Source organism: Micromonospora sp. NPDC003816 (genome assembly GCF_042874705.1).
In the GTDB taxonomy this organism is placed as follows: Bacteria; Actinomycetota; Actinomycetes; order Mycobacteriales; family Micromonosporaceae; genus Micromonospora.
This window is the reverse complement of the sequence record NZ_JBIANP010000001.1, coordinates 208,408-233,839: the sequence shown is the minus strand read 5'-3', so window position 1 is coordinate 233,839 and position 25,432 is coordinate 208,408. Positions and strand designations below refer to the sequence as shown.

The following is a 25,432-nucleotide window of genomic DNA, read 5'->3' as shown; positions in this document are numbered from 1 at the left end:
CATCGTCCATGCGCCGGGATTCGGTATCGGCACCCGGGGCATGGCGCCGGCTCGCGTGGCGGGTCCACCTGTCGGGGGACGCGGACGGTCGGACTCACCCGCCTGGCGTACGCGACGGGTCAGGTCGTGGGCCGACGACCCGAGCCCGTTCTCCGCGCAGCATGTAACGCATCGATCGTCGACGGACGCCCTGGGCCGGACATCCGGCCCGGGGCGCGTGGGAGGAGAACCCGATGCGCAAACAGTCATTGCGGCAGAGACTGGCTACGACGACCCTGGTGGTCACCCTGGTCGCCACCGGCCTGGGAACGACGGCCGGGGCCGCCCAGGCCGCTCCCGTCACCGCTGTCACCGCGGCGGTGAGTGCCGCGCCGGTCACGCAGGCCGCGGCGGGCGCCTGGTTGCTCCAGGGTGTCTTCCCCGACCCGATCACCTGCCACATCGCCGGAATCGCCTCCGGGCGGGAGTACGTCTGCGTCTGGTACGTCCTCGCCTGGGCCCTCAACGTCTGGCAGGACTAGCAAACCCGGCGTCGTCGCTCCCCTCGCACACCGTCGAGGAACACCGCACGGATGACAGCGTCGCCCGGTCCGCGATGACGGACCGGGCGACACCTGTCGCTCAGGCGGCGAACTCGCCGACGACGGTGTAGCGGCCGGGGCGATCGCGGCGGTCCACCTGGCGCCTCATGGCGCTGGTCCCCGGCGGACCGGGACTGCTGATCGGCACCGCTCGCGACCGCCGTCATGCCGGCTCGGGTACGCCTCCCGGCTCACCGTCGTCGGGCGACGGCTCGACCGGCGCCTCCGGTAGCTCGCCGGGCGTGTCGGGAAGAAGCTCACCGACGTCGTCCGGCACGGGCTCACGAGGGTCGAGGGGCGGATAGACGTCCGGATCGAGGTCAGGATTTGTCATCGGGCAATTATCCGCCACGACCGGCTCCGCCGCCTCTCACACGGCAGGCCAGGGGGCGGCCGACCCCGGGCCGACCGCCCCACGCGGTCAGGCGGCGCTCACCCGGTCGAGGCCCAGCCGCCGGGCGTACCTGCCGTAGGCCACCGGGCCCAGGCGGGAGAGCACGAACCAGACCGGGCCCGGGATCACCGCTCTGAGGCTCTCGGTGTGCTCGGGCCTGGCGTCGTGCAGCAGCATGCCGAAGATCATCGGCAGCTGGCTCTTCCGCGCCGAGGCCAGCCCGTGTTTCCCGGCTTCGGCCCACTCCTCGTCGGTCAGGTGTTTGTCGATCAGCGTCAGCACGTGGGCCTCCTCGGCGTCCAGGTGTGCCGACATCGGTGGGATCAACGCGTCGAGGGCTGCGGCCAGCGCTTCCCGGTCAGCCTCAGTCGCGGTCCGGCGCCACACGGTCGCCCGCTCCTCCACGTCGGCCAGTGCCGCGTGCAGGCTCTCGTGCTGGCTCTCCATGGTCTGGACCAGCGGCGCGATCTCGTCCGGACCGCGTTGCAGCAGCTTCGGCCAGACATGCGTGTCCTCACCGGTGTGATGCGTGTGCAACGCGCCGGTGAGCAGCAGCACGTGGTCGGCGACACGGGCGGTGGTCGGCGCGTCATCCGCAGCCACTGTCCGGACCAGGGCCGCAGCGGCCGGGAACTCGCGCCTGAAGAGGCTGTGCACGACGTACATGTCACGGCTGTCGGCCATGGTCCTTCTTTCCGCTCGATTCGAGGAAGGGCGGCTCCCACCTGTGTGGACCCACCTTCCGCTGAAACCCGTACGTGACAGGACATCTCGTCCGGCCGCGTACGGGCCCGATGTACCCACCGACGACGCTCACCACGCCGGCCGAGCTCGTTGGTTCTGTCGCCGCGCCGACGACGGTGACCGGTTGTTCGTCGCGCACCAGGCTGAACGGAGGCGCTGACTCCGGCGAACAGGGAAAGCAGCGGCCGGGGTGTGCTCCGGCTCGCCTATCGCACCTTGAGCACGGTGTGTCGCGCGGCGTGGGTCACCGCCCGTTCGACCGCCGCCACCGCGTCGGGTTTGGCGTAGAGCCGGTCGCCGAGGACGAGGACGTCCAGTCTCGACGAGTCGAAGGTGCGGTACGCCTCCGCGCCCGCCCGGGCGGTGGGCTGGCCCTTCACGTTCAGCGACGTGTTCATCAGCACCGGTGTCCCGGTCAGCCGCTCGAACTCGTCCAGGATCCGCCAGAACCGTGGGTTGTCCGTCTGATGGACGGCCTGCACCCGAGCGGTGCCGTCGTCGTGCACGACCGCCGCGATCCGCTGCGCCATCGGTGGTCGTACCGGCACGGCCACCGTCATGTGCCGCATGTTCGTCCCCGGCGGTATGACGAACCAGTCGTCGGCTCGCTCCGCCTTGACCGCCGGGGCGAGCGGGCGGAACTCCTCGCGGAACTTCACCGCGGCGTTGACCCGCTCCCGCGCGCCACGGTCCCTCGGGTCGGCCAGGATGCTGCGGTTGCCCAGTGCTCTCGGGCCGAACTCCAGCCGGCCCTGGGCCCAGCCGACGATCCGGCCCTCCGTCAGCAGCCGTGCGACCGCCGCCTCGGCGACGCCCTCACCCACCGGCACGGACCAGTACGGTTGGTCGGCCGGCGGTCCGTCCTCGGTGACGTCCGGGCCGAGGTAGGTCATCGACGGGTAGTGGGCGCCGGAGACGGCCGGACCGGCCAGGGCGAGTGCGGCGCCGACCGCCGTTCCCTCGTCGCCGGCGGCCGGTTGCACGTACACGGAGTCGACCAGGCCGGAGGCGGCCAGTTTGCCGATCGCGACGCAGTTCAGCGCGACGCCGCCGGCGAACGCCACCCGCCGCAGCCCGGTCCGCCGTACCCAGTACGACAGCAGGTGGGTCAGGGCCTGTTCCACGCGTTCCTGGGCGGCGCTGGCGAGGTCGATGTGCTCCCGGGTGAGTTCCTCGCCGGCGCGTCGTTGCGGGCAGGCCCGCTCGGTGAGCCAGTCCCGCGAGGTCGCGAAGGTCTCCCGGGCCCACGGCTCCCGGTTGAGCCGCAGCAGCGGCACGTCCAGCCGTCCGTCCGGTTGGCAGTGCACCGCGTCGGCCAGCACGTCGCGGTACCGCGCCGGGTCGCCCATCGCGGCGAGTGCCATCACCTTGTACTCGTCGCTGTTGGGCCAGTAACCCAGGTGCATGGTGAGGATCGCGTAGAGGAGGCCGAGGCTGGCGCGGTAGTCCAGTGCGGCCAGGCGGGTCAGCTGCCCGTGCCGCCACGCGTAGACGCTGATGGCGTACAACTCCCCCATGCCGTCGACGACCACGACCAGTGCGTCGTCGTAGCCGGAGGGGACGGCGGCGGTGAGGGCGTGCGCGTGGTGGTGGGACACCGGTGTCACCCGGTGCCGGGCCAGGGCGGGCATGAACCGGTGCAGCAGCTCGGTCTGTCGGGCCGGGTCGAGGATCTCGCGGTAGCGGCGTCGCGCGTACTCCTCGCCCTCGGCGAAGACCCGCATGTGGGAGTGGTCGAAGTTGTGGGCCACCGCGTCGACGTCGGTGGCGTCCAGACCGGCGATCGTCAGGCAGCTCGCCATCGCGTCGGCCGGGAACGCGTGGTCGAACTTGATCCCGGAGTACCGCTCCTGCTGCACCGCGGCGACCAGTTCGCCGTCGACGACGAGGGCGGCGGCGGAGTCCAGTCCCTGGAACAGGCGCGCCTCCCGCTCGTCGAGGCCCGGGAAGCAGGACTGTTTGAGTTCCGCCGATCCGTGCAGCCCGCTGTAGCCGAGCACGACCGCCCGCCGCTGACCCGTCATCTCTTCTCCTCAGGGGTGCAGTTCATGGTCAGCCGTCGGCGCGGTTGCGCCAGCGGAAGGTGCGTACCGCCACCACGAGTCCGATCAGGCACCAGGCGCCGAGCACCAGCGCGATCCGCCCGTGTTCCCAGTCGCCGGCCACCTCGTGCGCGGCGAAGGAGTCGGGCAGGAAGACCGATCTCATCCCTTGTGTCATCCACTTGAGCGGGAAGATCGTGCCGATGCTCTGCATCCAGGTCGGGAGGGAGGCGAAGACGAAGAACACCCCGGAGACGAACTGGAGGACGGTCGCCAGGGGCGACACGATCGCCGGAGCGGTCCGGCCGTTCTTCACGATTCCGGCCACGCCGATGCCGAGCAGGGTGCAGGCGATCGTGCCGAGTGCGGCCACCCAGAGGAAGGTGAGCCAGGGGCCGACGGTGGTGGGCAGGGTCAGGTCGTAGAAGATCACGCCGATCCCGATCAGCAGCACGCTCTGCACCAGCGCGGTGAACGCCACTATCACGATCTTGCCGGCGAAGTAGGCGGACTTCGGCATGGGTGTGCCGGCCAGTCGTTTCAGGCCGCCGATGTCCCGTTCCAGGGGGATGACGATGGCGAGGTTCTGGAAGCTGCATCCGAACAGTCCGGCGGCGATCATGCCGGCGACGAAGTACTGCTCGTAGACGACCCCGGCGGCGATCGGTTGGCCGTGCAGCGCCGAGCCGAAGATGACCAGCAGGGTGAGCGGGAAGGCAAAGGTGAAGACCATCGCCGAGCGTTCGCGGACGAGGGAGAGGAACTCGACGCGGGTGCGGGCGGCCACCACCCGGAGCAGTCTCGGCATGCGGGGGGCCGGTGCACGGTGTCCGCCGGTCGGCGCGGTCATGGCCGGGTGTTCGGGTGTCGGGCGGGCGCCCTCGCTGACGGTGGTCATGCCGGTCCTCCGGTCACCGGTTGGCGGGTGTCCGCGCGCGTCGGCGACTGCCCGATCATCTCCAGGTACACGTCCTCGAGGCTGGGGCGCTGGACGACCAGATCGGGGACGGCGCCGCCGAAGCGCTGGCCGAGTTCCCGCACGACCGCGGTCGGATCACCGGTACGCCGGCTCTGTGTTCCGTCGGGTCCGGTCCACCGCACCGTGGCGGTGGCACTGGCCCGTCCGCCGAGGGTCTGTGGCGTGGCGATCGCGACGATGCGTCCTGCGGCCACCACCGCGACCCGGTCCGCGAGGCGTTCGGCTTCCTCCAGGTAGTGGGTGGTGAGCAGGATCGTGGTGCCGTCGTGGGCGAGCTGGGTCAGCAGTGACCAGAAGCGGACCCGGGCCTCCGGGTCGAATCCGGTGGTGGGTTCGTCCAGGAAGAGCAGTTCGGGTCGGCCGACGATGCCGAGGGCCACGTCGAGCCGGCGACGTTGACCGCCGGAGAGCGCGGAGGCGCGTACCCGCGCTTGGCGGGAGAGCCCGACCAGCTCGATCACCTCGTCCGGGGGGCGGGGCGTCGGGTAGTAGGCGGCGACCGATCGGACCCAGTCGCGTACCGAGAGGACGCTGGAGTAGGTGAGGTCGTCGGCGCGTTGCAGGACGACGCCGATCCGGGCCTTCCACTCCGGTCTGCCGTCGGCGGGGTCGGCGCCGAGTACCCGGACCTCACCGCCGTCGCGGCGGCGGTGCCCGGCCAGGATCTCCACGGTGGTGGTCTTGCCGGCGCCGTTCGGTCCGAGCAGGGCGAAGACCTCGCCTCGACGGACGGTGAAGTCGATCCCGTCGACCGCCGGTCGTCCGTGGTAGGACTTGCGCAGCCCGGACAGCACGATCGCGTCCCCGTCGTGGGAGGTGGTCACTGTGGCGTACCTTCCCGCCCGTCTCCGGTGTGCCGCACCGGCATGCGTCGCCACTGCGACAGGTCGGCCGGATCGTGCGGCGCGCGGGCGCAGACGACGTACCGTCGCGGGGCCATCGCGGTGTCCCGGCCGGGTAGCCGTTCGAGGCAGGCCCGGTGGGCTCGGCCCGGCGTGGTCGCGTCGCCGTTGGCCAGGTACGCCACCAGTTCCGGACGGCCGTGGTCGTCGGGTACGGCGAAGACCCGGGCGCCGGCGGTGGGCAGCGCGTCGTCGAGCAGGTGCTGGGTCTGGGAGAGTTGGATCCAGTTGGAGTCGACGAAGCGCCAGTCGGCATCCCGGGTCAGGGGTGCCACTGCGGTCACCTCGCCGAGCCGGTCCAGGTCGACGTCACCCGCCGCCGCTTCGACGAGCAGCCGTTCGACGGCCGTCAGCAGCAGTGCGCTCTCGGCGTCGGTGATGCGGTGGCGGTCGGCGGTCAGCACGCCGAGGATCATCTGCCCCTCTTTGTCCAGCAGGCGGAAGGCGAGCAGCGCGCGGATCTCCCCCCACGACCGTGGCACCACGGTCGACTCGGTCAGTGCCCGGCGCGCCTCGGTCGGGTCCGTCGCCGTCGCGTCGGTCGCGGCCGGTGTCGGGGGTCCGGACCCCATGGCGGCGCTGGAGTCGTTGAAGGTGCAGCGGCGGGCGACGTGGATGCCGCGCTCGTCGGTGATCCGGGCCAGCCGGTCCATCTCCTGGGGTTGGCCCGCCGGATACCGGTTGGCGCGCAGGACGGCGGTGCCGGCCCGGTGGATGAGTTCGTCGAAGCCGGCGCAGGTGACCTCCACCGACACCAGGCTGTCGGTGGCCAGCGGGCCGATGTAGTCGTGCAGCCGGCGCTCGTAACGGTTGCTGCACAGGGTCGGCATCGCGATCTGGCGGTGGCCGGTGCGGTGGCTCAGGACCGCGCAGACGGCGGCCAGCACCGCCATCGACGTGCTGGCGCCGGTGCGGGCGGCGATGTGCGGCAGGGCCAGGGCGGCGGCGCGTGACCAGAGCCAGGAGGATGAGGATCCGCCCGGCCCGTCGGGTGCCGGTGGCACCGCGTAGAGGTTCTGCGGGATGGTGGTGAAGATCCGTTCCCAGTAGCGGAGCGCCTCCTCGGACCGGCGTCGTCCCCGCTCGGAGCGCTCGGCTGCGGCCTGGTCGAGGGGTTGGTGCCCGTGCGGGCCGACCTGTCGGCGGGTGGGCTCGGCGGCGAGTTCGGTGAACTGTCGGGCCAGCATCACCATGCTGGGCAGGTCGACCACGACATGCGAGTAGACCACGGCCGCGGCGGTGGGTACGCCGTCCACGGCGGTCACCGCGACCCGGATCGGCAGCTCCTGGGACAGGTCGAACTCCTCGCTGCGCAGGATGCGGATCAGTTCGTTCACGAGCACCTGCGTGTCGGCTTCCTCGTCGGCGGTGAACACGTCGACGGCCAGTTCGCCGGAGCGCAGCACCTGCTGGGTCCGCCCGTCGGCGGGGAAGAGGGTGCGCAGTGCCTCGTGCCGGGCCATCAGCACCTCGACGGCGGCCGTGACGTCGACCATCGAGGCACCGGGTGGCAGTTCCAGGGGGCCGGCGGCGAACCGCCCGTACGGCTTCTCCTTGGCGATCCAGCTGAGCATGTTCGCCTGTCCGAGGGTGATCGGTCCTTCGCCGTCCCGCTCACCGGTGAACCGGACGCGCAGCTGGTCCACGTGCGTCAGCCTCACCGCAGGCGGCGCGTCCTCGGGTGGGGGCACCAGGTCGATAGGTCGGATTCCCATCGTTTCTCTCCTTTGGACCGGCCGCCACCCCATTCCCGGCCCGGTCGACGAAATGGCAGGTCACCGCCATAAGCCAATATCCGGATGGCACCTAACGGCCAACGCTAGATCCGCCCGGACCCTGGAGTCACTTCGGGAAATCCCCACCTTCGGCATTGACGTTTATCAGATCATTACAGGGGTTTCCCCAATTCACCGAAGCATCTGGATCTGCCTATCGTCTGCCGTGTGGCCGGGCGGCCGGCGCTGCCGACCGGCGGGCCGGACCCTCCAGCGAGTCGCCTCGGTCCAGGCATCCGCGCCGACATCGCGCGCCAACGGTGCACCGCCTCGTCGACGCCGCCCGGGCGGGCCGCCCCGCGAATCCGGAGGAACGAGTGGCCGACACCTTCTCCCGTACGCACCGGCCGGACCTGGTCCGGTCGGGTCCCGTCACGACACGTGCCGTCGGGGCACCTGGGGTGCCCCCGACCCCGCAGGCGACGGTCCTGCGGGGCGACACCGTCGATCGGGCGCGGGACGAGGGCCGGCGTGGCGCGATCGCACCGCCGTCCGACCTCGTGCGGGCGGCCACCGTCCTGCACCGGGTCGAGGCGTTCACGCCCGCCCGGTCGTGGACGGTCGAGGAGATCGGGGCGGCCTGCGGGCTCAACCGCTACCAGACGAAGGTGCTACGTCGGATCCGAGGCATGGCGGAGGTCCGGGCGGACCCCGACGGTGACCTGTTCGACCTGCTCGTACCGGCAGCCGGCGCGGCGCTGCGCGGGCTGCCCGATCCCACCGTCGTCCGTTACCTGCTCTACGCGCACACCCTGCCCGATCCCGCTCCGTCGCACGTCCTCGCCGCCGACGAGCTCCGGAAACGGCTCGGCCTGTCCGGAACCGACGCGTTCGCGGTGACCCAGCAGTTCTGTGCCAGTGGACTCGCCGCCGTCGACATCGCCGGTGAGCTGCTGCGTGCCGACGGCGATCCGATGGCCAAGGCCCTCGTGGTCACCGGCGAGAAGGCGTTCAACAGTGTGCTGCGGTACGTCCTGCACGTATCGATCACCGGCGAGGCGTCGACGGCCCTGCTGGTCGGCCTGGACACGCCGGACGGGTACCGCTCCGGTGGGCTCGCCGCCGGTCCCGGCCGGTCACCCGACGGCGCGGGCAGCCGGGTGCTCTCCTACGCGGCCCGCACCGAGGGCGAGTTCGCCGACGGGTTCCGGATGTCCGCCGAGCAACTCCGTCGTTTCGGTGACACCTACAACACCCACCTCTGGACCGCGATGTCGGACGCGCTCGCGCAGGCCGGAAAGGAGCTGTCGGACATCGCCATGGTGATCCCGCACAACGTCAACGCCTCGCTCTGGCTGCGACTCTGCGCCCAGGTGGGCCTGGACCGGCGGCGGGTGTTCCTGGACAACATCCCCCGCTACGGCCACTGCAACTGCTCCGACCCCTTCCTGAACCTGGTCTCGATGCGCGAGCGCGGCCTGCTCCGCGAGGGCGAGTCGTACCTGCTCACCTCGGTCGGGATCGGCTCCAGCTACGCCGCCATGGTCATCGAGTACTGAGAGGACGACGTGGACACGGGCTACCTTCGCTCGCTGAAACAGCGCCTGCTCGGCGATCCCGCCGGCCGGCTGGTCCTGATCTGCAACTTCGAGGCCGAGCACCGCTGGGCCCGCCAGCACGTCGGGCTGCCGAACCCGGGATTCGCCACCGGCACGAACGTGGTGCGGCGGATGGAGGAACTGGGCGTCCTGCTCGCCGGCGCCGACGACGTGCTCGTCTGCAAGTACCCGCTGGATCCGCAGTATCGCGCCTACCTCGACCGGACCGGTCTGCCGGTGCCCGAGATCGTCGTGCCGGAGAACGTCTCCGCCGACCGTTCCACCACTGAGGACGTTCTCGACTCGCCGGTGCTGCTGGCCCGGCTCGCTGCGCTCGGTGCCGCCGGCGCGCGGCTGCTTCCGATGGCCACCACGGACCTGGAACAGAAGCTGGCCGAGAGCTGCGGTGTGCCGCTGGCGGTGCCGGACGCGGCGACCTTCGAACGGGTCAACGGCAAGATCTACGGGCGCCGGCTGACCGCCGCCGCCGGGCTGCGCGTCGTGCCGGGCGACGAGTGCGAGACCTGCGACGAGTTGGCCACGGTCCTGGAGCGGTACCGTCCCGCCCTCGCGGCGGGCCGGCGGATCGTCGTGAAGGACTCCTACGGGGTGTCCGGCAAGGGACTGCTGGTCCTGGACTCGCCCCGCAAGGCGGACCGGATCCTGCGGATGGTGCGCCGGCGGGCCGAACGCAGCGGAGACGACCGGCTGCACGTCGTGGTCGAGGAATGGTTGCCGAAACGGTACGACCTCAACTACCAGGTGACCGTGGCCCGGGACGGCGGGATCCGGCTCGACTTCGTCAAGCAGGCGCTCACCGACGGTGGCGTCCACCAGGGACACATCATGCCCGCCGTGCTGACCGACGCCCAGCATGCCGAGATCGACCGCGCCGCCCGGCTGGTCGGTGCCCGGCTCCGCGACGACGGTTACACCGGAGTGGTCGGGGTGGACGCCATCGTCGACCTCGACGGCGTGGTGTACCCGGTGCTGGAGATCAACGCCCGGCTCAACATGTCGACCTACCAGGGCAGCCTGGCCGAGCTGTGCCAGGCACCCGGGCAGGTCGCGCTGGCCCGGCAGTACCCGCTGACGCTCACCGCGCCGGTGTCGTTCGCCGACGTCGACCGGACGCTCGCCACGCTGGTCGACCCGGCCGGTCCCGACCGGGTCGTCGTCACCTGCTTCGGCACCGTCAACGCCGACGCCGACCGGCCGCCACCGTTCCACGGCCGGATGTACGCCCTGCTCGTCGCCACGGACGCCGATCGTCTGAGGGCCCTGGACGATGCCCTGCGCGGGGCACTCGCCACCCGACTCACCGCCACCCGCCCCAGCCAGGAGGTCTCCCCGTGAGCAGCGGAGCAGAACCGGCCGACGCCACCGGCGAGATCGTCACCGATCCCGCCCTGATCGCCGAGTTGGCGCAGCGGTACGGCACACCACTCTACGTCTACGACGGCGATCACCTGCGGCGCCGCTACGAGCGGCTGCGTGCCGACCTGGATCCGCGCATCGACATCTTCTACTCCATGAAGGCCAACCCCAACATCAGCCTGTGTGCCCTGTTGCGGTCGCTCGGCGCGGGGCTGGAGGTCTCCTCCCTGGCCGAGTTGACCACCGCCCGGCGGGCCGGGGTCGGCGCGGACGACCTCATCTTCCTCGGACCGGGCAAGTCCGACGACGAGTTGCGGGCCTGCTGCGCCGAGGGCGGGACACACGCGGTGGTCGTGGAGTCCCTCGCCGAACTGGCCGCGTTGGATGCCCTGCCGGAGGCGGCCGGGACGCGGGTGATCCTGCGGGTCAACCCGGAGTTCGAGACGCACGGCTCGCGGCTGGCGATGGGCGGCAAGCCCCGCCAGTTCGGCATCGACGAGGAGATCCTGCGGGGTGCGAAGGCCGCCGTGACCGCACTGAACCGGGTACGCGTCATCGGGGTACACGCCTATCTGGGAACCCGGATCCTGGACGTGGAGACCGTCGTGCACAACACCCGGGGCGTCCTGGGCGTGGCCGAGTCCCTCGCCGGGGAACTCGGCGTACCGCTGGAGACGGTGGACATCGGCGGCGGCTGGGGCGTTCCGTACTTCGACAACGAGAGCGACCTCGACGCGACCGCCGCCGCCGAGGGGGTGAACCGGGCGGTGGACGAGTTCCTGGCGCGGTACCCGGACACCCGGATCATCACCGAACTCGGGCGTTACCTGGTCGGCTGGTCCGGGACGTACGTGCTGCGGGCCCGCTACGTCAAGCAGTCCCGTGGTGAGTGGTTCGTGGTCGCCGACGGCGGCACCAACCACCACATGGCGGCGGTCGGCATCGGCAGCTTCGTCAAACGGAACTTCCCCGTGCGGTCGTTGACCCGGCAGAACACCTCCGCGAGCGAGGTGTACACCGTCACCGGGCCGCTCTGCACCCCCAACGACGTGATCGCCAAGCGGGTCCGGCTGCCCGAGGTACGCCCCGGTGACCTGCTCGGGGTCAGCCGCTCCGGCGCGTACGGTCCCAGCGCCTCACCGGTGCTGTTCCTCAGTCACGGGCACCCGGCCGAGGTGCTCGTGGTGGACGGGGTCGGTCACCTGGTGCGTAGCCGCGACACCGTCGACGATCTGCTGCGATCGCAGCGTCTGGTGTCCTTCCCCGCCTCCTGATCCGCCCGTTGCCGCCATCCCCGGTCGGCCTACCCGAAAGGACCCGTCATGGACCGCAGCAAGATCGTCTCGCAGATCGAGCAGTCTCTCAGTGACGTGCTGCAACGCCCGATCTCCGGGCTGCCCGAGGAGACGAGGCTCTTCGAGGACCTGCACGTCGACTCGACCTCCGTGCTCGAACTGCTGATGGCGTTGGAGGACGGCGTCGGCATCGACGTCGACCCGGAGCGGCTGGAGATCGCCGACTTCAAGACCATCGGCACGGTGGCCGACTACGTGGTCGCGAACCTGGACGATCACGCCTGAGTGGGAGTGAGCATGCCGCTGTCCCTGACCTCGGCCACCGCGTTGGTGCGCCGCGACCGGCTGCCGCCGGCCACCGACGACGACCGTGACGCCATCCAGCGGGACATCCTGCGCCCGTTCGGGGTACGGCCGGATCCGGGGCGGTTGGCGCAGGCGGCCAACGTCGGGTTCACCGAGTTGGCCGAGGACCTGCTGCGGGAGCTGCCGATCGACAGCCCCGACCTGTTGATCTTCGCCTACGGCATCCCGGATCCGTCGTCGCTCAAGCACGTGACCCCGTACGTGAACCACCTGCTCGGCGATCGCAGCCACAGCTTCGCCATCTCCGAGCAGGGGTTACGTGCCCCGTACACGGCGTTGAAGGTGGCGGACGCGTACGCCCGGTCGGGGCGGTGCGCCAGCCTCGCGCTCTTCGTCTGCGAGCAGAACAGCCTGCCGTACCACGATCCCTTCGTGACGGACCACGAGCTGACCAACTCCGGTGCCCTGCTCGTCTTCGGCGGTGGTGGCGGATGGGAGTTCGTGGGTACCGCGCCGGTGTCGAGCACGTCCGGGCTGGGACGCCTGATCGGGGCGATGACCACCGGGTCGGGCGTGGACTCGACGCTGGTGGTGGCGGGCCCGTGGGTCGACGCGGGCACACTGGCCGCCCTCGGGCTGCCGGTCCACCGGGTCGACGCCGGCAGTTACTGCACCGGCGTCTGGCGGGAGTTGGCCCGGTCGCATCGCGCCTGGGCCGACGAGTACCGCACGCTCGTGCTCTGCGACACCGACCCGCGTACCGGGCGTAGCCAGGCCGGTCTGCTGCGCCGACGAGCGAGCACCGCGCCGGAGTACGCGACCGCCGCACCCGTTTCCGCATCGACCCGAGAGCAGGCACCATGACACCGCCCCGGGCACCCGCCGATGTCGGGTCCATGGTGCCGGACACCACGCTGCCCCCTGCCCCCGCACGGTGGTACGCCGACGCGCTGGACGAGTTGCACCACCGGCTCTCCCCGACCGGCCCGGTGCCCTCCCCCACCGGGCACGTGGTGGCCTCCCCGGCGGCGCTACCCGCCGCTGCGCCCGGTGCACTGGCCCGGTTCGGTGTCGTGGTGTCCCGCGCCGCTTCCGGTGCTGCCACACCGTCGGCGCACCCCACGGTCCCCGACCCCGTCGGCGACGGTCGGTCGACGACGATCGTCCCGGTGCCGCAGGCGGTCGCCGAGGCGTTCGCCACCGGCCTACTCGACCTGCACCGACGGCTGCTGCACGAGGTGCTCCGGCACACCCTGCGTCATCTGGGTGCCCGCACCTCCGCCGGCACCACCCTGCTGGCCAGACAACTCGTGCAGGCCCAACTCGCCGAGGTGGCGATCCGGCTCGCCGAGGTGGACGCGACGCCGCAGGCGCGTCGGGACCAGAACGTGGCGGCCCGGTGGCGTACCCACCGCCGTCTGGTCGGCGTCGGTCGTGACCTGCTTCGGCTGCTCGGCGCCAGTGGCTTCCTGGTCGACGGGCCGGCCGGGGACCTGCATCTGGCCGAGGTCGCCGGCAACGTCTACCTGCACCCGGGAAGGAGACAGGGCGATGGCTGAGGTGAACCGCGGCGGCCCGCTGGTCGGATCGGATCTGCTCGACGACCGGATGCGGGCGCTCGACCGCCACTGCTGGTCGGTGTCGGGCGAGTTCCGCAAGCTCGGCGAACTGCTCGACCAGGATCCGGACGCCATCGACGACCACCTCGATCTGCCCGGTGTCCTGCTCTACCGGTTCTTCTCCATTCCCCGCCGGTACTGGCCCGCACTGGACGTGCCGCCGCAGGTCGCGGCGGTGTGCGGTACGTCGCTGGCGCAGGCCGTCGTCTGGGAACGGTTCTCCTACGCCGACCCGAACGTGCTGCTCGCCGGTCCCGGACCGGCGCTGTCCAGCGACGCCATCCACGCGCTCGCCGACGAGGAACAGACCGACCGCTGGTTCCGTCGGTTCGCCGCACGGCCGGACCACACCTTCTTCGCGGTCACCGAGCCGGCCAAGGGTTCGGCCGCCACGGAGTTGACGACGACGCTGCGGCCGGCGCCGGACGGCGACGGCTGGGTGCTCAACGGGGAGAAGACCTACGTGGGCAACGGCGCACGGGGTCAGGTGGGGCTGGTGTTCTGCCGGCGCGCGCCCGGTCCGTGGGGCATCGAGGCGGTGCTGGTGGAGGCCTCGTCCCCCGGTTTCAGCGCCGAGCTTCTGCCGTCGGTCGGCCTGCGTGGTGCCCGGATCAGTCGGATGCGTTTCGAGGACGTCCGGATTCCCGACCGCAACCTGCTGGGTCAGCATCGGCGGCCCACCCAGCGTGGCCTGCACGGCGCCCGACAGGTGTTCTACCGCGCCCGTCCCGGGATCGCCGCGATGGCGGTGGGCTGCGCCCAGGCGGTCTGCGACCACGTACGCGGGCAGGGGGTACGCGACGGTGGGGCCGGTGGGGACCGGTTGGCGGCCGTCGAGGACCGGATCGCGGCGATCCGTCGACTCATCCACCGGATCGCCGCCGACATCGACGGTGGCCTGATCGATCCCCATCGGATCGCCGCGGCGAAGGCCGGGGCCGCCCGGGCCGCCGAGGACGCCACGGTGCTCGCCGCCGAACTGCTGGGACCGGCGTCGTTGCTCGACGATCCCTGGCTGGAGAAGGTCTATCGGGATGTGCGTGCCTTCGAGTTCATGGAGGGCGCCGGCAACGTACACCTGTTGTCGGTCTTTCAGGGACTGCTGAAGGGGAGCGTCGCCGGTGCCGTCGGGCCGGAGGGTGTGCGCTGATGCGCCTCGGCATCGACCTGTTGCCGCTCGGTGCGCTGGATCGTCTCTGCGAGCGGGCCTGGTTCACCCGGTACGCCTTCGCCGCCACCGAGATCGAGTACGCCACGACGTTGGCTCCCGGGCGGCGGCGCGAGTTCCTCGCGGGTCGGTTCGCGGCCAAGGAAGCGGTGTTCAAGGTGCTCGGGACGGGCCTGTTCGAAGGAGTGGCACCGTCCGAGATCGTGGTGGCCCGGGCGCCCGGTGGCGCACCCCAGGTCACCCTGGCCGGGGCCGCCGCCCGGATGGCGGCGCAGGCGGGTGTCTCCGGCCTGACCGTCTCGATCACGCACTCCGACGACATGGTGGCGGCGGTGGCCGCCGGTTGGTGAGCGGGGCGGCTCAGTCCTCGCCCGTGGGGTGTGGCGGGTCCGGTAGCGCATCGGCGGAGGGCAGGCCGCTCGACGCCATCGCGTCCAGGCGTCGGGCGAGCCGCACCCGGTTGCGGACACCGAGTTTGACGAACACGTGGGACAGGTGCATCTCGACCGTCTTCTCAGTGACCACCAGCACGGCGGCGATCTCCCGGTTCGTCAGGCCCTCGCGGACCAGTTCGGCGACCTGCCGCTCCCGGCGCGTCATACCGGCCAGTGCCGCACGGCCGTTCCGGTGCCGGGTCTCCGACGCACCGCCGCGCCGGCTGCCCTGCCGGTCGGCGGGACGGGCGAGGGTGCGGGCCCGATTCGCCGCCGGGGTCAGGCCGGCGGCGGCCAGTTCGGCAGCGGCGGCAGCGGCCATCTCGGCAGCGGCGGTCGGCTCCTCGGTGACGAGCAGCTGTGCGCGGGCGAGGAGAGCGAGACCGACCGCCCCGTGGGGTCGCGTCGCCGTGGTCGGGCCGCTCAACGGCTCGGCGGGGACGTGCTGGCGGGTGGTTCCCGTGGCCGGGGCGACCTCGTCGACGGCCGCCGCGGTGACTGCGGTGACGTCACCGGCGGCGACCGCCGCCCGCACCACCAGCTCCTGGTGGACCATCCGGGTTCCCGGGTCGACTCCGCGCAGCGAGGTCAGCGCGGGCACGGTCGTCAGCAGGTCCAGGCAGCCCCGGGGATCGCCCCCGGCGAGTCGCAGTTCGGCGAGCATCAGGCGGGTCAGCATGGCCGACCAGCCACCGGAGTCGGCGGCCGACGGGGAGCAGGAGAGGTCCGTGCAGCCGCCGATCGCGTCCCCGGGGCGGCCCGACGTGCCGGCCGCACAGCCCCCGGCACACCATCGGGTCGAGCGACCGGGGGCCGAGTCCGCCGGGCCGGGGCCGCGTGGGCCGGGACGGTTGCCGGCCCGCTCCGCCGCCACCCAGCGGCGCAGGATCGCCGCCCGTTGCCGCAGATGCGGGCTGCCGGAGCGGTAGGCGACGTCGGCGGCCATGGCCGCGGTACCGACGGCCACGGTGTGGCGGCCGGTGATGGCGAGGATCCAGGTACGCGCCAGCAGCGCGTCGCAGAGCGTCACCACATCGGGTGCCGGCCGGGCTGCCCGGGCCGGGCGGTCGGTCGGACTCGCCCTGACCCGCTCCAGGTGCCGCAGCGCGTCGGGGTAGCGCTCCAGCGCGAACTCGCTCCAGCCGATCCAGTAGATCGCGTCGGGGTGGGCGGCCAGTTCTGCGTCGCCCGTGGCGTCCAGCAGGGGCACCACGTCGGTCAGCGTCGCCGCCGCCGACACGAAGGCGCCGGTCAGCCCGTCGGCGGCGGCGAGCACCGCCTTGACGCGGATGTGCTCCGTCGTCCTCGGCCGGTCGTCCTGTGCCAGCCGCAGTGCCGTGATGGCGGCTGCCCGAGCCGCCACGGCCGATCCGTCGGCCAGTTCCAGGAACGCCTGCTCCAGCAGCAGGTTCACCCGGCTGGACCGGCAGGACGGATCCGGCGGGGTGACCTCTTCCGCGAGCAGGTCGCGGGCGGGCGCGGGCTCGCCGAGCGACAGGCACAGCCGTACGCATCGGATGACCAGATCGGCCCGTTCGGCGGGCGGTGTCGCGACCGGCTGCCGTAACGCGGCCAGCAGCATGTCCCGGGCGTGCCGGGGCCGTCCGGCGGCGGCGTAGGCCGTGGCGACCTGGCGCAGGAGGAGGTGCCGGTCGGCCGGTGGGCTGCCGGCGACCGACGTCAGCCGCAGCGCTGCCTGACGCCACCGGGCGGCCGTCTCCGGGGAGTCGCGCTCGACGGCTGCGGCGGCGCGGCGGAGCGTGCCGGGTGCGGTGGCGTCGTCGGGGGTGGCCACCAGTGCCAGGTGCGGCGCCCGGGCGACCTCCTCGTCCGGGGTACCGGCCAGCGCGGCGGCGGCCCGGGCATGGGCGCCGAGCCGCCATCCGGGTTGGCTGCCGTGGTACACCACGTGGCGGACGAGAGGATGGCGGAACCTGAACCGGGTCGTGTCCGGCACGTGCCGGACGATGTCGGCGCCGGCCAACTCGTCGATCGTGCGACGGACGGTCTCCTCGACGAGTTCGGCGACCACCCCGACGGCCGGCAGGTCGAAGACCTCACCGACCACCGCTGCTCCCGCTGCGGCGAGCCGACTCTGGCTGGAGAGTTCGTCCAGCTCGGCGGCGATCGCGGTCTCCGCTGCCGAGTAGGTCCGGCCGGGCTGCGCGGTGGCGGGTTCCGGTGCCGTCCCCGTGACGGGGAAAGCGGTCCCCCGCGCGGGCGTCAGGTCGTGCGTCGAGGCGCGCGCGCCGTCGAGCAGTGCCCACAGGTAGCGGGGATTGCCGCCGCTGCATCGGTACAGTTCGTCACTCTCGGCGTCCGAGACACAGTCGGCGAGCAGGGTGCGTACGGCGGTCGGCGACAGGGGTGTGAGCGGTAGCCGCACCAGCGAGGTGCCCGTTCTGGCCGCCGCGCCGCGCAGTCTCGGTGGTGCCTGACGGGTGCGGTAGCCGAACGCCAGCAGCGTCGCCGCCTGCGGCGGGGACTGCACCAGGTAGCAGAGTGCGTCGATGGTGTCGTCGTCGGCGCGGTGCAGGTCGTCGAGGATCACCACCAGAGGTCCCGTCGATGCCAGGACCTCCAGCATGGACCGGATGGCGCGCAGACGTCGGAAGTGCGGCACCGTCGGCGGCGCGGGTCCGTTCTCGGTGCGATACGGGAAACTCGGGAAGATGTCGGCCAGTACCCGGGCGTCGTGGGTCGGCAGGGCGCCCCAGGCGTCTGCCCGCACCGTACGGAGCCGGTCGTCCAGGGCGTCGATGAGGGCGCCGAACGGGAAGACCGCTCCGCCCGGTGGGACCCGGCCGGTGAGCACCGGAAGGCTGCGACGCTGGCACCGGTGCGTCAGCTCCGCGAGCAGGTGGGACTTGCCGATGCCGGGGTCGCCGCTGATCTCTATCAGTTGGGCCCCGTCGGTGAGGCGCCCGATCGCCTGGTCCAGGCGGTGGAGTTCGCCGTCCCGGCCGACCAGGGGGTCGCTCGCTCGACCTGGTTGCCTCCCGATCGTCGTCCGACCGTGTGACGCGTTGGACACGCCGTCGGCTTCCCCACCCACCACAGAAATAGATTGTAATCGATGATCTACGCTGGGTGAGCGATTCAACGCTCTGAGTACACAACTTCCCGAGGTGCGGTCAGGGGTGTACGGGCACCTGGTCGCCTCCGACGACGGTAACGTCCACCCGACCTTCCGACCGACATCGACATCGAGGTGTGAGATGGCGTACCTGAGCCCGGTCGTCGTGCAGCGTGTCGAGGCCGCTGCCGTGGCGGCCCTCGCCGTCGTGGTGACCGTCGCCGTGGGGTACCCGTGGTGGTCACTGCTCGCGCTCTTCCTCGTCTTCGACCTGTCCATGCTCGGCTACCTGCGCGGCCCGCGTCTCGGCGCCGCCTGCTACAACCTGGCGCACTCCTATCTGGTGCCCGCCGCGCTGGGCGTGGTGGCCGTGGTCGCGGCCGGGTTCGGTGACCGGATCGACTGGATCGGCATCCTGGCCGTGGCGTGGGCGTTCCACATCGCCGTCGACCGCGCCGTCGGCTACGGACTCAAGACGGCAGAGGGCTTCGAACACACCCATCTCGGTCTGATCGGGAAAGCTCGACAGGCCGCGCTGACCCGCCGACAGGAACGGGATAACACAAGATAATGAGACCCGTCGATACGATGGCACCGTCCACGTAGTACGGACACGGGGGTCGGGGTGCGGGTGGGCGAGGACACCAGTCTGGGGCGGCTGTTGCGGCACCATCGGGTGGCGGCCGGGCTGACGATCGAGGAACTCGCCGACCGATCGGGCGTGAGCACCCGGGCGCTGAGCAACCTGGAGCGTGACCTGGTCCGCCGGCCGCAGCGCCGGACCCTGACCGCAGTCCTCGACGTGTTGGCGCCGCCCTCCGCCGACCGCGCCCTGATCGAGCAGACCGCCGACGCCGGCCGCCTGTCGCCCGGACCGTGCCCGATGCCGGCACCGCCCGCAGACTTCACCGGTCGGGCGGAGGCACTCGGCAGGCTCGGTGACCTCGCCGAGTCGGCACAGCCCTCGGCCGTCGTCGCGGTGCTGACCGGCCAGCCCGGCGTGGGCAAGACGGCGCTGGCGCTGCGCGCGGCCCACGACCTCGCCGACCGGTACCCGGACGGGCGGTTCTTCGTCGACCTGCGCGGCACCCATCAGCACCCGGCGACCGCCGGTGAGGTGTTGCAACGGCTGCTGCTGGCGCTCGGCTTGAGCGAGTCGCGGATACCGACCGACGTCGACGACCGGGCCCGGATCTACCGTGGGCTGCTGCGACACCGGCGAGCGCTGCTGGTGCTGGACAATGCGGCCTCCGAGGAGCAGGTACGGCCGTTGTTGCCCGGCGACGGCCCGGCCCTGGTGCTGCTCACCTGTCGGCGGTGGCTCAGCGGGTTGGAGGCGGTGCACTGGCTGCCGCAGGAGCCGCTGTCTCCGGCCGAGTCGACGGTGCTGCTGCGGACCATCGGCCGGGTCGAGGGCGTCGCGCCGGAGCGGATCACCGCACTGGCCGGGCACTGTGGGCACCTGCCGCTCGCGATGCGGATCGCCGGGCAGCGGCTACGCGACGACCCGACGCTCACCGTCTCCGACCTGAACGCTCGGCTCGCACAGGCCCGGGACCGCGTCGCCGTCATCGAGGGTGACGACTCCGGCCTGTCTGCGGCGCTCGCGTTGTCGTACCGCTGGCTCCCGGTGACCGGGCGCGCGACGCTGCGGCGACTGGCGCTGATCCCGGGTCCGGACTTCACGGCGGACGCCGCCGCCGCCGTGTGTGGGGTCGAGTTGGCCGAGGCCGAGGATCGGCTCGACGGGCTGGTCGAGTCCGGGCTGCTCGGGCTCCGACCACCGGACCGTTACGGCCTGCACGACCTGGTCCGTGACTTCGCCGCGACCTGTCTGGAGCGGGACGAACCGTCGGGCGTGCCGGCGCTGCGGGAGAGACTGGTGACCTGGCTGTTGGAGGCGACCGTGCGAGCCGGGCGGCACTTCGAGCCCGGTGGGCCGGCGGCGGATGACGACTCGGACGCGGACCGGGCCCGTGACTGGCTCGACGCCGAGCGGGCGAACTGGCTCCCGGCGCTGCGGATCGCGGCCGAGAGCGGGCAGGACGATCTCGTCGTGGCGGTCTCCGACGCGTTGCACTGGTTCTCCGACCAGCGGATCTATCTGGACATCTGGCCGGAGGTCTTCCGGCTGGCCGCCGAGGCGGCGACCCGCACCGGCGACCTGGCCCGGCAGGCCACGCACCTGAACTATCTCTCCTGGGCGCAGACGCTCTGTCTGAACGACGCCTCCGCCGGCCTGGCCACCGCCCAGGCGGCGCTGCGGTCGGCAAGGCGCGCCGGTGACCGTGCCCAGCAGGGCTGGGCGCTGCTGTACGCCGCCTCGGCGCAACTACGGCTGCGCGACTTCGACGCGGCCCAGCGGCTGCTACGGCGGGGAGGCGGCGTGCTGCGCGCGGCCGGGGACCACGAGGGCACGGCGCAGGCCATGTCGATGCTCGGCATCGCACTGCGGGCGCTCGGCCGCACGCCGGACGCGCTGCGGGTGCACCGGCGGACGCTACGGCTCCTGCGCGACGCGAGTTTTCCGATCGCTGCGGTGCCGCGCGCCTACTCGGACGCGATCACCTGCCGGTGGATCGGGTTGAACCTGGCGGATCTGGGGCGCTGGGGTGAGGCGGTCGGCATCCTCGGCGAGGCGGTGGCGGGCGCGCGCGCCTGCGGGCTACGGACCCAGGAGCTGGGGGCGCTGATCGAGCTGGCCGAGGCGCTGCGCCGGACCGGCCGCAGCGCGGAGGCGGGTGAGCACCTGGCGGTGGCGATCGAGCTGGCCGGGGTCCTCGGTGATGCCGAGAGCGTCGCTCGCGCCCGTGCGGCGCAGGCCGAACTGAACGCCGGTGCGGCGCAGGCCGAACTGAAGGCCGGTGCGGAAAGGGGTTGAGCTACGGCGGCCCGGTGTGGCGCAGGTGTGCAGAGCCGCAGGGTGCGTGCGGACCGGTGGGCCGCAGCCGGGTCAGGCTGCGGTGGACGGCACCGCCGGACGAACGTCCCGGGTGCGGGCGACCGCGAACGCGTGCAGGATCGGATTGACCTCGTGGTGGGGAGCGATCCATCCGCAGCCGGCCAGGTCGGCGAGCGCTGCCGCCGGTGGCGTCGGCGCGGCCAGCGCGCGGACCGCCGCGCGCAGCGACTCCGGCATCTGCCGGTAACCGCGGTCGAGGGCCGCGCCCACCGACAGGTCTCCGGCGGTGAGGGCCTCCAGGTGCCGTCCCGGCCGGGCGAGTTGCGCGGTGAGGCGCGCGATCGACCATCCGTGCCGGGTACGGACCCGGTTCGCCACGATGCGCAGCGCCAGCGGAAGGCCGTGGCAGTGCCGCGCCAGCTCGGCTATGCCGGCGTCCGGGACCGCCGGTCCGATCATCCGGTGCAGCGCCAGTTCGGCGTCCGGCACGGGCAACGGTGTGAGGACCCGCCGGGCGCGCCTCGGTGGCAGGCTCAGCGGCCCGGACGTGGTCACGACCGCCACCGACTCCCCCCGGTGCGGCAGCAGCGGTGCCAGCCGGACCGCGTCGGTCGCATCGTCGAGGATCAGGAGCACGCGCCGCTCGTCGAGCAGCCGCCGCCACGCCACGACCGCACCAGCGTCGTCGTCGGGCAGGTCAGCGCCGAGCGAGCGGGCCAGGTCCCGGGCCAGCGCGGCGGGGTGCGGGGCGGACGAGCCGCGCAGCGCAACGAAGCGCACCCCGTCGGGGAAGTCGCCGCTCAGTCTGGTGGCGGCCTGTGCCGCCAGGGCGCTCTTGCCAATGCCCGGTAGCCCGGCCAGTTCGATCACCCGGTGTCGGGACACGGCGCCGGTCAGCCGGTCGAGGTCGTCGTCGCGCCCGGTGAAGCAGGGTGTCAGCCTGGGTAGGCCGATCACCGCCGGCTCGATTCGAACCGCGGCGCGCAGCCGATCGCCGTCGTCCGGCCCGAGGCGCAGGGCCTCGGCCAGCGCCGTGAGGGTGCCCTCGTGCGGGCGACGGATGCGTCCCCGCTCGATGCCGCCGATGGTGCGCAGGCTGACGCCCGATCGTGCGGCCAGGTCGTCGATGGTCAGTCCGGCGGCGGTACGCAGCGCCCTCAGCGCGGAACCGCCGGCGAGTCGTCCGTCGTCACTCACAGCCCCGTCCCCGGTGTGTGTTCGGCCGTCCCCAGCGACGCTAGTGATTACGCTCCGGTAGGAGCAGCGCTGGCGTTGTGTTACTGGACACATGCTCACGGTGAAGTTGCCGGTCTTTCTGCATGGTTCTGCGTCGTCACTCTCGGTTGACTCTGGGCCATGCAGACCTTCCGAACCGCCCTGCGAGTGGCCGCTGCCACCACGCTCGCGCTGTCCACTGTCGGCCTGACCACGGGCGGTGTCGCCGCCGCCCCGCCGGCCGCGCCATCCGGCGTACCCGCCGCGAATCTGTTCGAGAGACTGTCACCCGCCGTACAGGAGCGGATGGCCGGGCAGGTGGCGCTCGTCGACGCCGCCAGCGTCATCCGATCCGCCGTGGAGGCGGGTGCCCCGCGTGGTTACGCCGGCCTCGGCCTGGTCGACGGCCACGTCACGCTCTGGTGGAAGGGAGCCGTACCGGCCGACATCGCCACCGCCGTCAGAAGCGTCGAGAAGCTCGCCGAGGTACGGGTGGAGCCGGCCCGGTACAGCGGCAGAGAGTTACAGGCCGCGGCGGCGAAGCTGCGCCCGGTCGTGGCGAAGGATCGTGCGGATGCCGCGCACGCCGTGCGGATCAAGACCGACGGCAGCGGGCTGGAGGTCGCCGTCGACACCACCGGCGGTGCGAAGGTCCCGGCGCTGCCCGCCACCGGCGTCAAGACCAGCACCGTCGCGGCGGAGAAGCTGGAGCAGCACGCCACCCGCTTCGACGACGCGGCCCCGTGGAAGGGTGGCGCGCGCATCTGGAACGGCGGCGGCGCCCTCTGCACGTCCGGCTTCGGGGTGCGCGATCTCGCCGACGACACCCCGTACGTGCTGACCGCCGCGCACTGCGGGCCGCTCGGCGGTGAGTGGTTCGACGGCGTCGGCGACCCGATCGGGTTCATCGTCGAGCGCCACGAGCCGCACGACATCGCCCTGCTCAGCGCGGCGTCGGCCGGCAGTGACGTGTACGTCGGCGGCCTGCACGAGTCGACGACGGTGCCGGTGGCGGGCTGGACCCAGGTCTTCCCCGGCCAGATCCTCTGCCAGTCCGGGCAGACCACCGCCGAGATCCACGGCGCCCCGATCTGCAACCTCGAGGTGCAGTTCCACTACACCGACGAGCAGGACCTGGTCGAGGCCACCCAGTTGGACGGCGGGGAGACCGGTTACGGCGGCGACAGCGGCGGCCCGCTCTACCAGGTGAACCCGAACGGCTCCGTGTTGGCCGCCGGCACCCACACCAGCGGCGCCGGCACCGGCATCGGTTTCCAGGACTTCGCCACCGTCCGCGACGACTTCGGCGACATCGTCCCGGTGACCGCCACCGCCGGTCCGGCCACCTGCCAGGTGTCCTACCAGGTCACCACCTGGTCGGGCGGGTACACCGCGAACGTGACCGTCTACAACTCGGCCGCCGCCGTCAACGGCTGGCAGCTGACCTGGAACCTGCCGGCCGGCAGCACCGTCACCACCCCGTGGAACGCCGCAGTCACCCACAACGGCACCGCGGTCACGGCGTCGAACCTGGCCTACAACGCCAGCATCCCGAACGGCGGGGCCGTCACCTTCGGCTTCAACGCCACCGGCACGCCGAACACGCCGGCACCGTTCACCCTCAACGGCAACACCTGCGCCTGACCGATCACGCACCAGGGGCCTGGCAGCGCACGCTGCCGGGCCCCTGTTCGCGCGCCGCCCCTTCCCGGGGACCGCCGTCTCCCCTACTGGCCAGCCCTCTCCTGGGACCGATCACCCAGCCGAACGCTCGCGTCCCCACGCTGCCAGCGGCTCGAGTGCGTCGTTGAGGCGCGCGCCGCTCTCGGTCAGCGAGTACTCGACGCGAGGCGGCACCTCGTCGAAGGAGACACGACGTACGACACCGTCCGCCTCCATCTCCCTCAGGTGTGAGGCCAGGACCTTCTCGGTGATCCCCGGAAGCAGTCGACGCAGTTCGCCGAACCGCCGGCAGGGGTGCTCGTCAAGAGCCCAGAGGATCAGCACCTTCCACTTGCCGCCGATCACCTCCATCGCGGCATCGATCCCGCACACATGTCCGTCCGGTGCGCCCGGCCGGTTCAGCGTCGTCATGCCCCCACCTTCTGACCTGCTCGCGCACCCCGGGGTAACCACCCACTCCGAAGTGCGTACTTGTTCATCATCGGGTCCCTGGCCAGGCTCACCCGTATGGCACCGCACACTGCTGGAACCTCCGTCACGATGCTGGGCCTCGGCGCGATGGGCACCGCTCTGGCCCGTGCCTGGATGGCCGCCGGCCACCCCCTGACCGTCTGGAACCGCACCCCAGCCCGTGCCGCGGCGTTGGATGCCGAGGGCGTACGGGTCACGGACAGCGCGGCCAAGGCGGTCGCCGCGAACACCCTGGTCGTCGTCTGCCTGCTGGACGACGCCGCTGTCGAGGAGGTGCTGGCCGGCACCGACCTTACCGGCAAGGACCTGGTCAACCTCACCACCAGCACCCCGGTGCAGGCCCGTGCCCGCGCCGAGTGGACCCGCGAGCGCGGTGCTCGCTACCTGGACGGCGGCATCATGGCCGTCCCTCCGATGATCGGCGTTCCGGAGGCCGGCGGGTACGCCTTCTACAGCGGCTCACGGCAGCTGTTCGAGCGGCATCAGGAGACCCTGAGCGTTCCGGCGGGCACCACCTATGTCGGCGAGGACGCAGGCTTCGCGGCCCTGCACGACGTGGCCCTGCTCAGCGCGATGTACGGGATGTTCGCGGGAGCCGCGCACGCCTTCGCGCTGATCCGCAGGGAGGACATCGATCCCACGTCGCTGGCCCCGTTGCTCGCCGACTGGCTCGTGGCGATGGCCCCGGCGGTTCACCAGACCGCCGATCAGCTGCGCAGCGGCGACTACACCACGGGTGTCGTCTCGACCCTCGCCATGCAGGTGGCCGGCATGCCGACCTTCCTGCGCACCGCTGAGCAGCAGGGCGTCAGCCCGGAACTGCTCAGCCCCTACTTCGCGCTGATGCGTCGCCGCCTCGCCGAGGGCAGCGGCGAAGAGGACCTGACGGGCACGATCGACCTGCTGCTGCGGTGACCGGCGCACGCATACC

At 72.0% G+C, this 25,432-nt stretch carries 22 protein-coding genes; 13 read left to right on the top strand and 9 right to left on the bottom strand.

The annotated features are described in order from the left end of the window. Positions 1-233: 233 nt before the first annotated feature. Complete coding sequence (locus tag ACFYTT_RS01030; protein ID WP_176093480.1) at positions 234-521, top strand: hypothetical protein; 288 nt, start codon at positions 234-236, stop codon at positions 519-521. Between the two features lie 223 nt (positions 522-744). On the opposite strand, the gene ACFYTT_RS01025 is transcribed toward ACFYTT_RS01030, so the two are convergent. The 6 genes from ACFYTT_RS01025 to ACFYTT_RS01000 all read right to left on the bottom strand — a co-directional run bounded on the left by ACFYTT_RS01025 (position 745) and on the right by ACFYTT_RS01000 (position 7,357). Further along, complete coding sequence (locus tag ACFYTT_RS01025) at positions 745-915, bottom strand: hypothetical protein (protein WP_162854322.1); 171 nt, start codon at positions 913-915, stop codon at positions 745-747. A gap of 87 nt (positions 916-1,002) precedes the next feature. Further along, a complete protein-coding gene (locus ACFYTT_RS01020; RefSeq protein WP_387256895.1) occupies positions 1,003-1,659 on the bottom strand; it encodes a hemerythrin domain-containing protein in 657 nt (218 codons plus the stop codon). Positions 1,660-1,925: 266 nt separating this feature from the next. Continuing rightward, a complete protein-coding gene (locus ACFYTT_RS01015) occupies positions 1,926-3,743 on the bottom strand; it encodes a carbamoyltransferase (protein WP_387256893.1) in 1,818 nt (605 codons plus the stop codon). A 28-nt stretch (positions 3,744-3,771) separates the two neighbouring features. Beyond that, positions 3,772-4,659 carry an ABC transporter permease gene (locus tag ACFYTT_RS01010; protein WP_254876800.1) on the bottom strand — a complete coding sequence of 296 codons (888 nt, stop codon included), beginning with the start codon at positions 4,657-4,659 and terminating at the stop codon, positions 3,772-3,774. Beyond that, positions 4,656-5,564, bottom strand: a complete 909-nt coding sequence (locus ACFYTT_RS01005) for an ABC transporter ATP-binding protein (RefSeq protein WP_387256891.1) — start codon at positions 5,562-5,564, stop codon at positions 4,656-4,658. The genes ACFYTT_RS01010 and ACFYTT_RS01005 overlap by 4 nt, the downstream gene beginning before the upstream one ends. Then, on the bottom strand, positions 5,561-7,357 hold the full coding sequence (locus ACFYTT_RS01000) for a condensation domain-containing protein (protein ID WP_387256889.1): 1,797 nt from the start codon (positions 7,355-7,357) through the stop codon (positions 5,561-5,563). Before ACFYTT_RS01000 ends, ACFYTT_RS01005 begins: the two co-directional genes overlap by 4 nt. Positions 7,358-7,734: 377 nt before the next feature. Here ACFYTT_RS01000 and ACFYTT_RS00995 point away from each other — a divergent pair, with 377 nt between their 5' ends. The 8 genes from ACFYTT_RS00995 to ACFYTT_RS00960 are packed head-to-tail and all read left to right on the top strand — an operon-like array spanning position 7,735 to position 15,070. Next, positions 7,735-8,916 carry a 3-oxoacyl-[acyl-carrier-protein] synthase III C-terminal domain-containing protein gene (locus ACFYTT_RS00995; protein WP_357216004.1) on the top strand — a complete coding sequence of 394 codons (1,182 nt, stop codon included), beginning with the start codon at positions 7,735-7,737 and terminating at the stop codon, positions 8,914-8,916. Positions 8,917-8,925: 9 nt separating this feature from the next. Then, complete coding sequence (locus ACFYTT_RS00990; RefSeq protein WP_387256887.1) at positions 8,926-10,311, top strand: hypothetical protein; 1,386 nt, start codon at positions 8,926-8,928, stop codon at positions 10,309-10,311. Next, entirely contained in the window at positions 10,308-11,606 is a 1,299-nt protein-coding gene (locus tag ACFYTT_RS00985; RefSeq protein ID WP_387256886.1) for a diaminopimelate decarboxylase, read from the top strand. The genes ACFYTT_RS00990 and ACFYTT_RS00985 overlap by 4 nt, the downstream gene beginning before the upstream one ends. Positions 11,607-11,654: 48 nt before the next feature. Next, positions 11,655-11,912, top strand: a complete 258-nt coding sequence (locus ACFYTT_RS00980; protein WP_387256884.1) for an acyl carrier protein — start codon at positions 11,655-11,657, stop codon at positions 11,910-11,912. A 12-nt stretch (positions 11,913-11,924) separates the two neighbouring features. Continuing rightward, positions 11,925-12,797, top strand: a complete 873-nt coding sequence (locus tag ACFYTT_RS00975) for a hypothetical protein (RefSeq protein ID WP_357215997.1) — start codon at positions 11,925-11,927, stop codon at positions 12,795-12,797. Then, positions 12,794-13,492 carry a hypothetical protein gene (locus ACFYTT_RS00970; RefSeq protein ID WP_387256881.1) on the top strand — a complete coding sequence of 233 codons (699 nt, stop codon included), beginning with the start codon at positions 12,794-12,796 and terminating at the stop codon, positions 13,490-13,492. The genes ACFYTT_RS00975 and ACFYTT_RS00970 overlap by 4 nt, the downstream gene beginning before the upstream one ends. Beyond that, positions 13,485-14,702: an acyl-CoA dehydrogenase family protein gene (locus ACFYTT_RS00965; protein WP_387256879.1), complete on the top strand. Its 1,218-nt coding sequence runs from the start codon at positions 13,485-13,487 to the stop codon at positions 14,700-14,702. Before ACFYTT_RS00970 ends, ACFYTT_RS00965 begins: the two co-directional genes overlap by 8 nt. Next, positions 14,702-15,070, top strand: a complete 369-nt coding sequence (locus tag ACFYTT_RS00960) for a holo-ACP synthase (RefSeq protein WP_387256878.1) — start codon at positions 14,702-14,704, stop codon at positions 15,068-15,070. The genes ACFYTT_RS00965 and ACFYTT_RS00960 overlap by 1 nt, the downstream gene beginning before the upstream one ends. A gap of 10 nt (positions 15,071-15,080) precedes the next feature. On the opposite strand, the gene ACFYTT_RS00955 is transcribed toward ACFYTT_RS00960, so the two are convergent. Continuing rightward, positions 15,081-18,212: an AAA family ATPase gene (locus ACFYTT_RS00955; protein WP_387256877.1), complete on the bottom strand. Its 3,132-nt coding sequence runs from the start codon at positions 18,210-18,212 to the stop codon at positions 15,081-15,083. 160 nt (positions 18,213-18,372) lie between these two features. Here ACFYTT_RS00955 and ACFYTT_RS00950 point away from each other — a divergent pair, with 160 nt between their 5' ends. Together ACFYTT_RS00950 and ACFYTT_RS00945 are read left to right on the top strand one after the other, a co-directional pair. After that, positions 18,373-18,801 (top strand): DUF4260 family protein, encoded by a 429-nt coding sequence (locus ACFYTT_RS00950; protein WP_387256875.1) that lies wholly within the window; start codon positions 18,373-18,375, stop codon positions 18,799-18,801. Positions 18,802-18,861: 60 nt separating this feature from the next. Continuing rightward, positions 18,862-21,111, top strand: coding sequence for an ATP-binding protein (locus ACFYTT_RS00945; protein ID WP_387256872.1), 2,250 nt, complete (start codon positions 18,862-18,864; stop codon positions 21,109-21,111). Between the two features lie 72 nt (positions 21,112-21,183). On the opposite strand, the gene ACFYTT_RS00940 is transcribed toward ACFYTT_RS00945, so the two are convergent. Further along, the gene (locus tag ACFYTT_RS00940) at positions 21,184-22,329 is read right to left on the bottom strand and encodes a helix-turn-helix domain-containing protein (RefSeq protein WP_176093469.1); all 1,146 of its coding nucleotides are present in this window, start codon (positions 22,327-22,329) and stop codon (positions 21,184-21,186) included. 159 nt (positions 22,330-22,488) lie between these two features. Between ACFYTT_RS00940 and ACFYTT_RS00935 the strand changes: the two genes are divergently transcribed. Then, positions 22,489-23,991 (top strand): cellulose binding domain-containing protein, encoded by a 1,503-nt coding sequence (locus ACFYTT_RS00935; protein ID WP_387256871.1) that lies wholly within the window; start codon positions 22,489-22,491, stop codon positions 23,989-23,991. A 111-nt stretch (positions 23,992-24,102) separates the two neighbouring features. On the opposite strand, the gene ACFYTT_RS00930 is transcribed toward ACFYTT_RS00935, so the two are convergent. Further along, entirely contained in the window at positions 24,103-24,441 is a 339-nt protein-coding gene (locus tag ACFYTT_RS00930) for a helix-turn-helix domain-containing protein (RefSeq protein ID WP_357215979.1), read from the bottom strand. Positions 24,442-24,570: 129 nt separating this feature from the next. Between ACFYTT_RS00930 and ACFYTT_RS00925 the strand changes: the two genes are divergently transcribed. After that, positions 24,571-25,416: an NAD(P)-dependent oxidoreductase gene (locus ACFYTT_RS00925; protein WP_387256870.1), complete on the top strand. Its 846-nt coding sequence runs from the start codon at positions 24,571-24,573 to the stop codon at positions 25,414-25,416. The last annotated feature ends 16 nt before the right edge of the window (positions 25,417-25,432 follow it).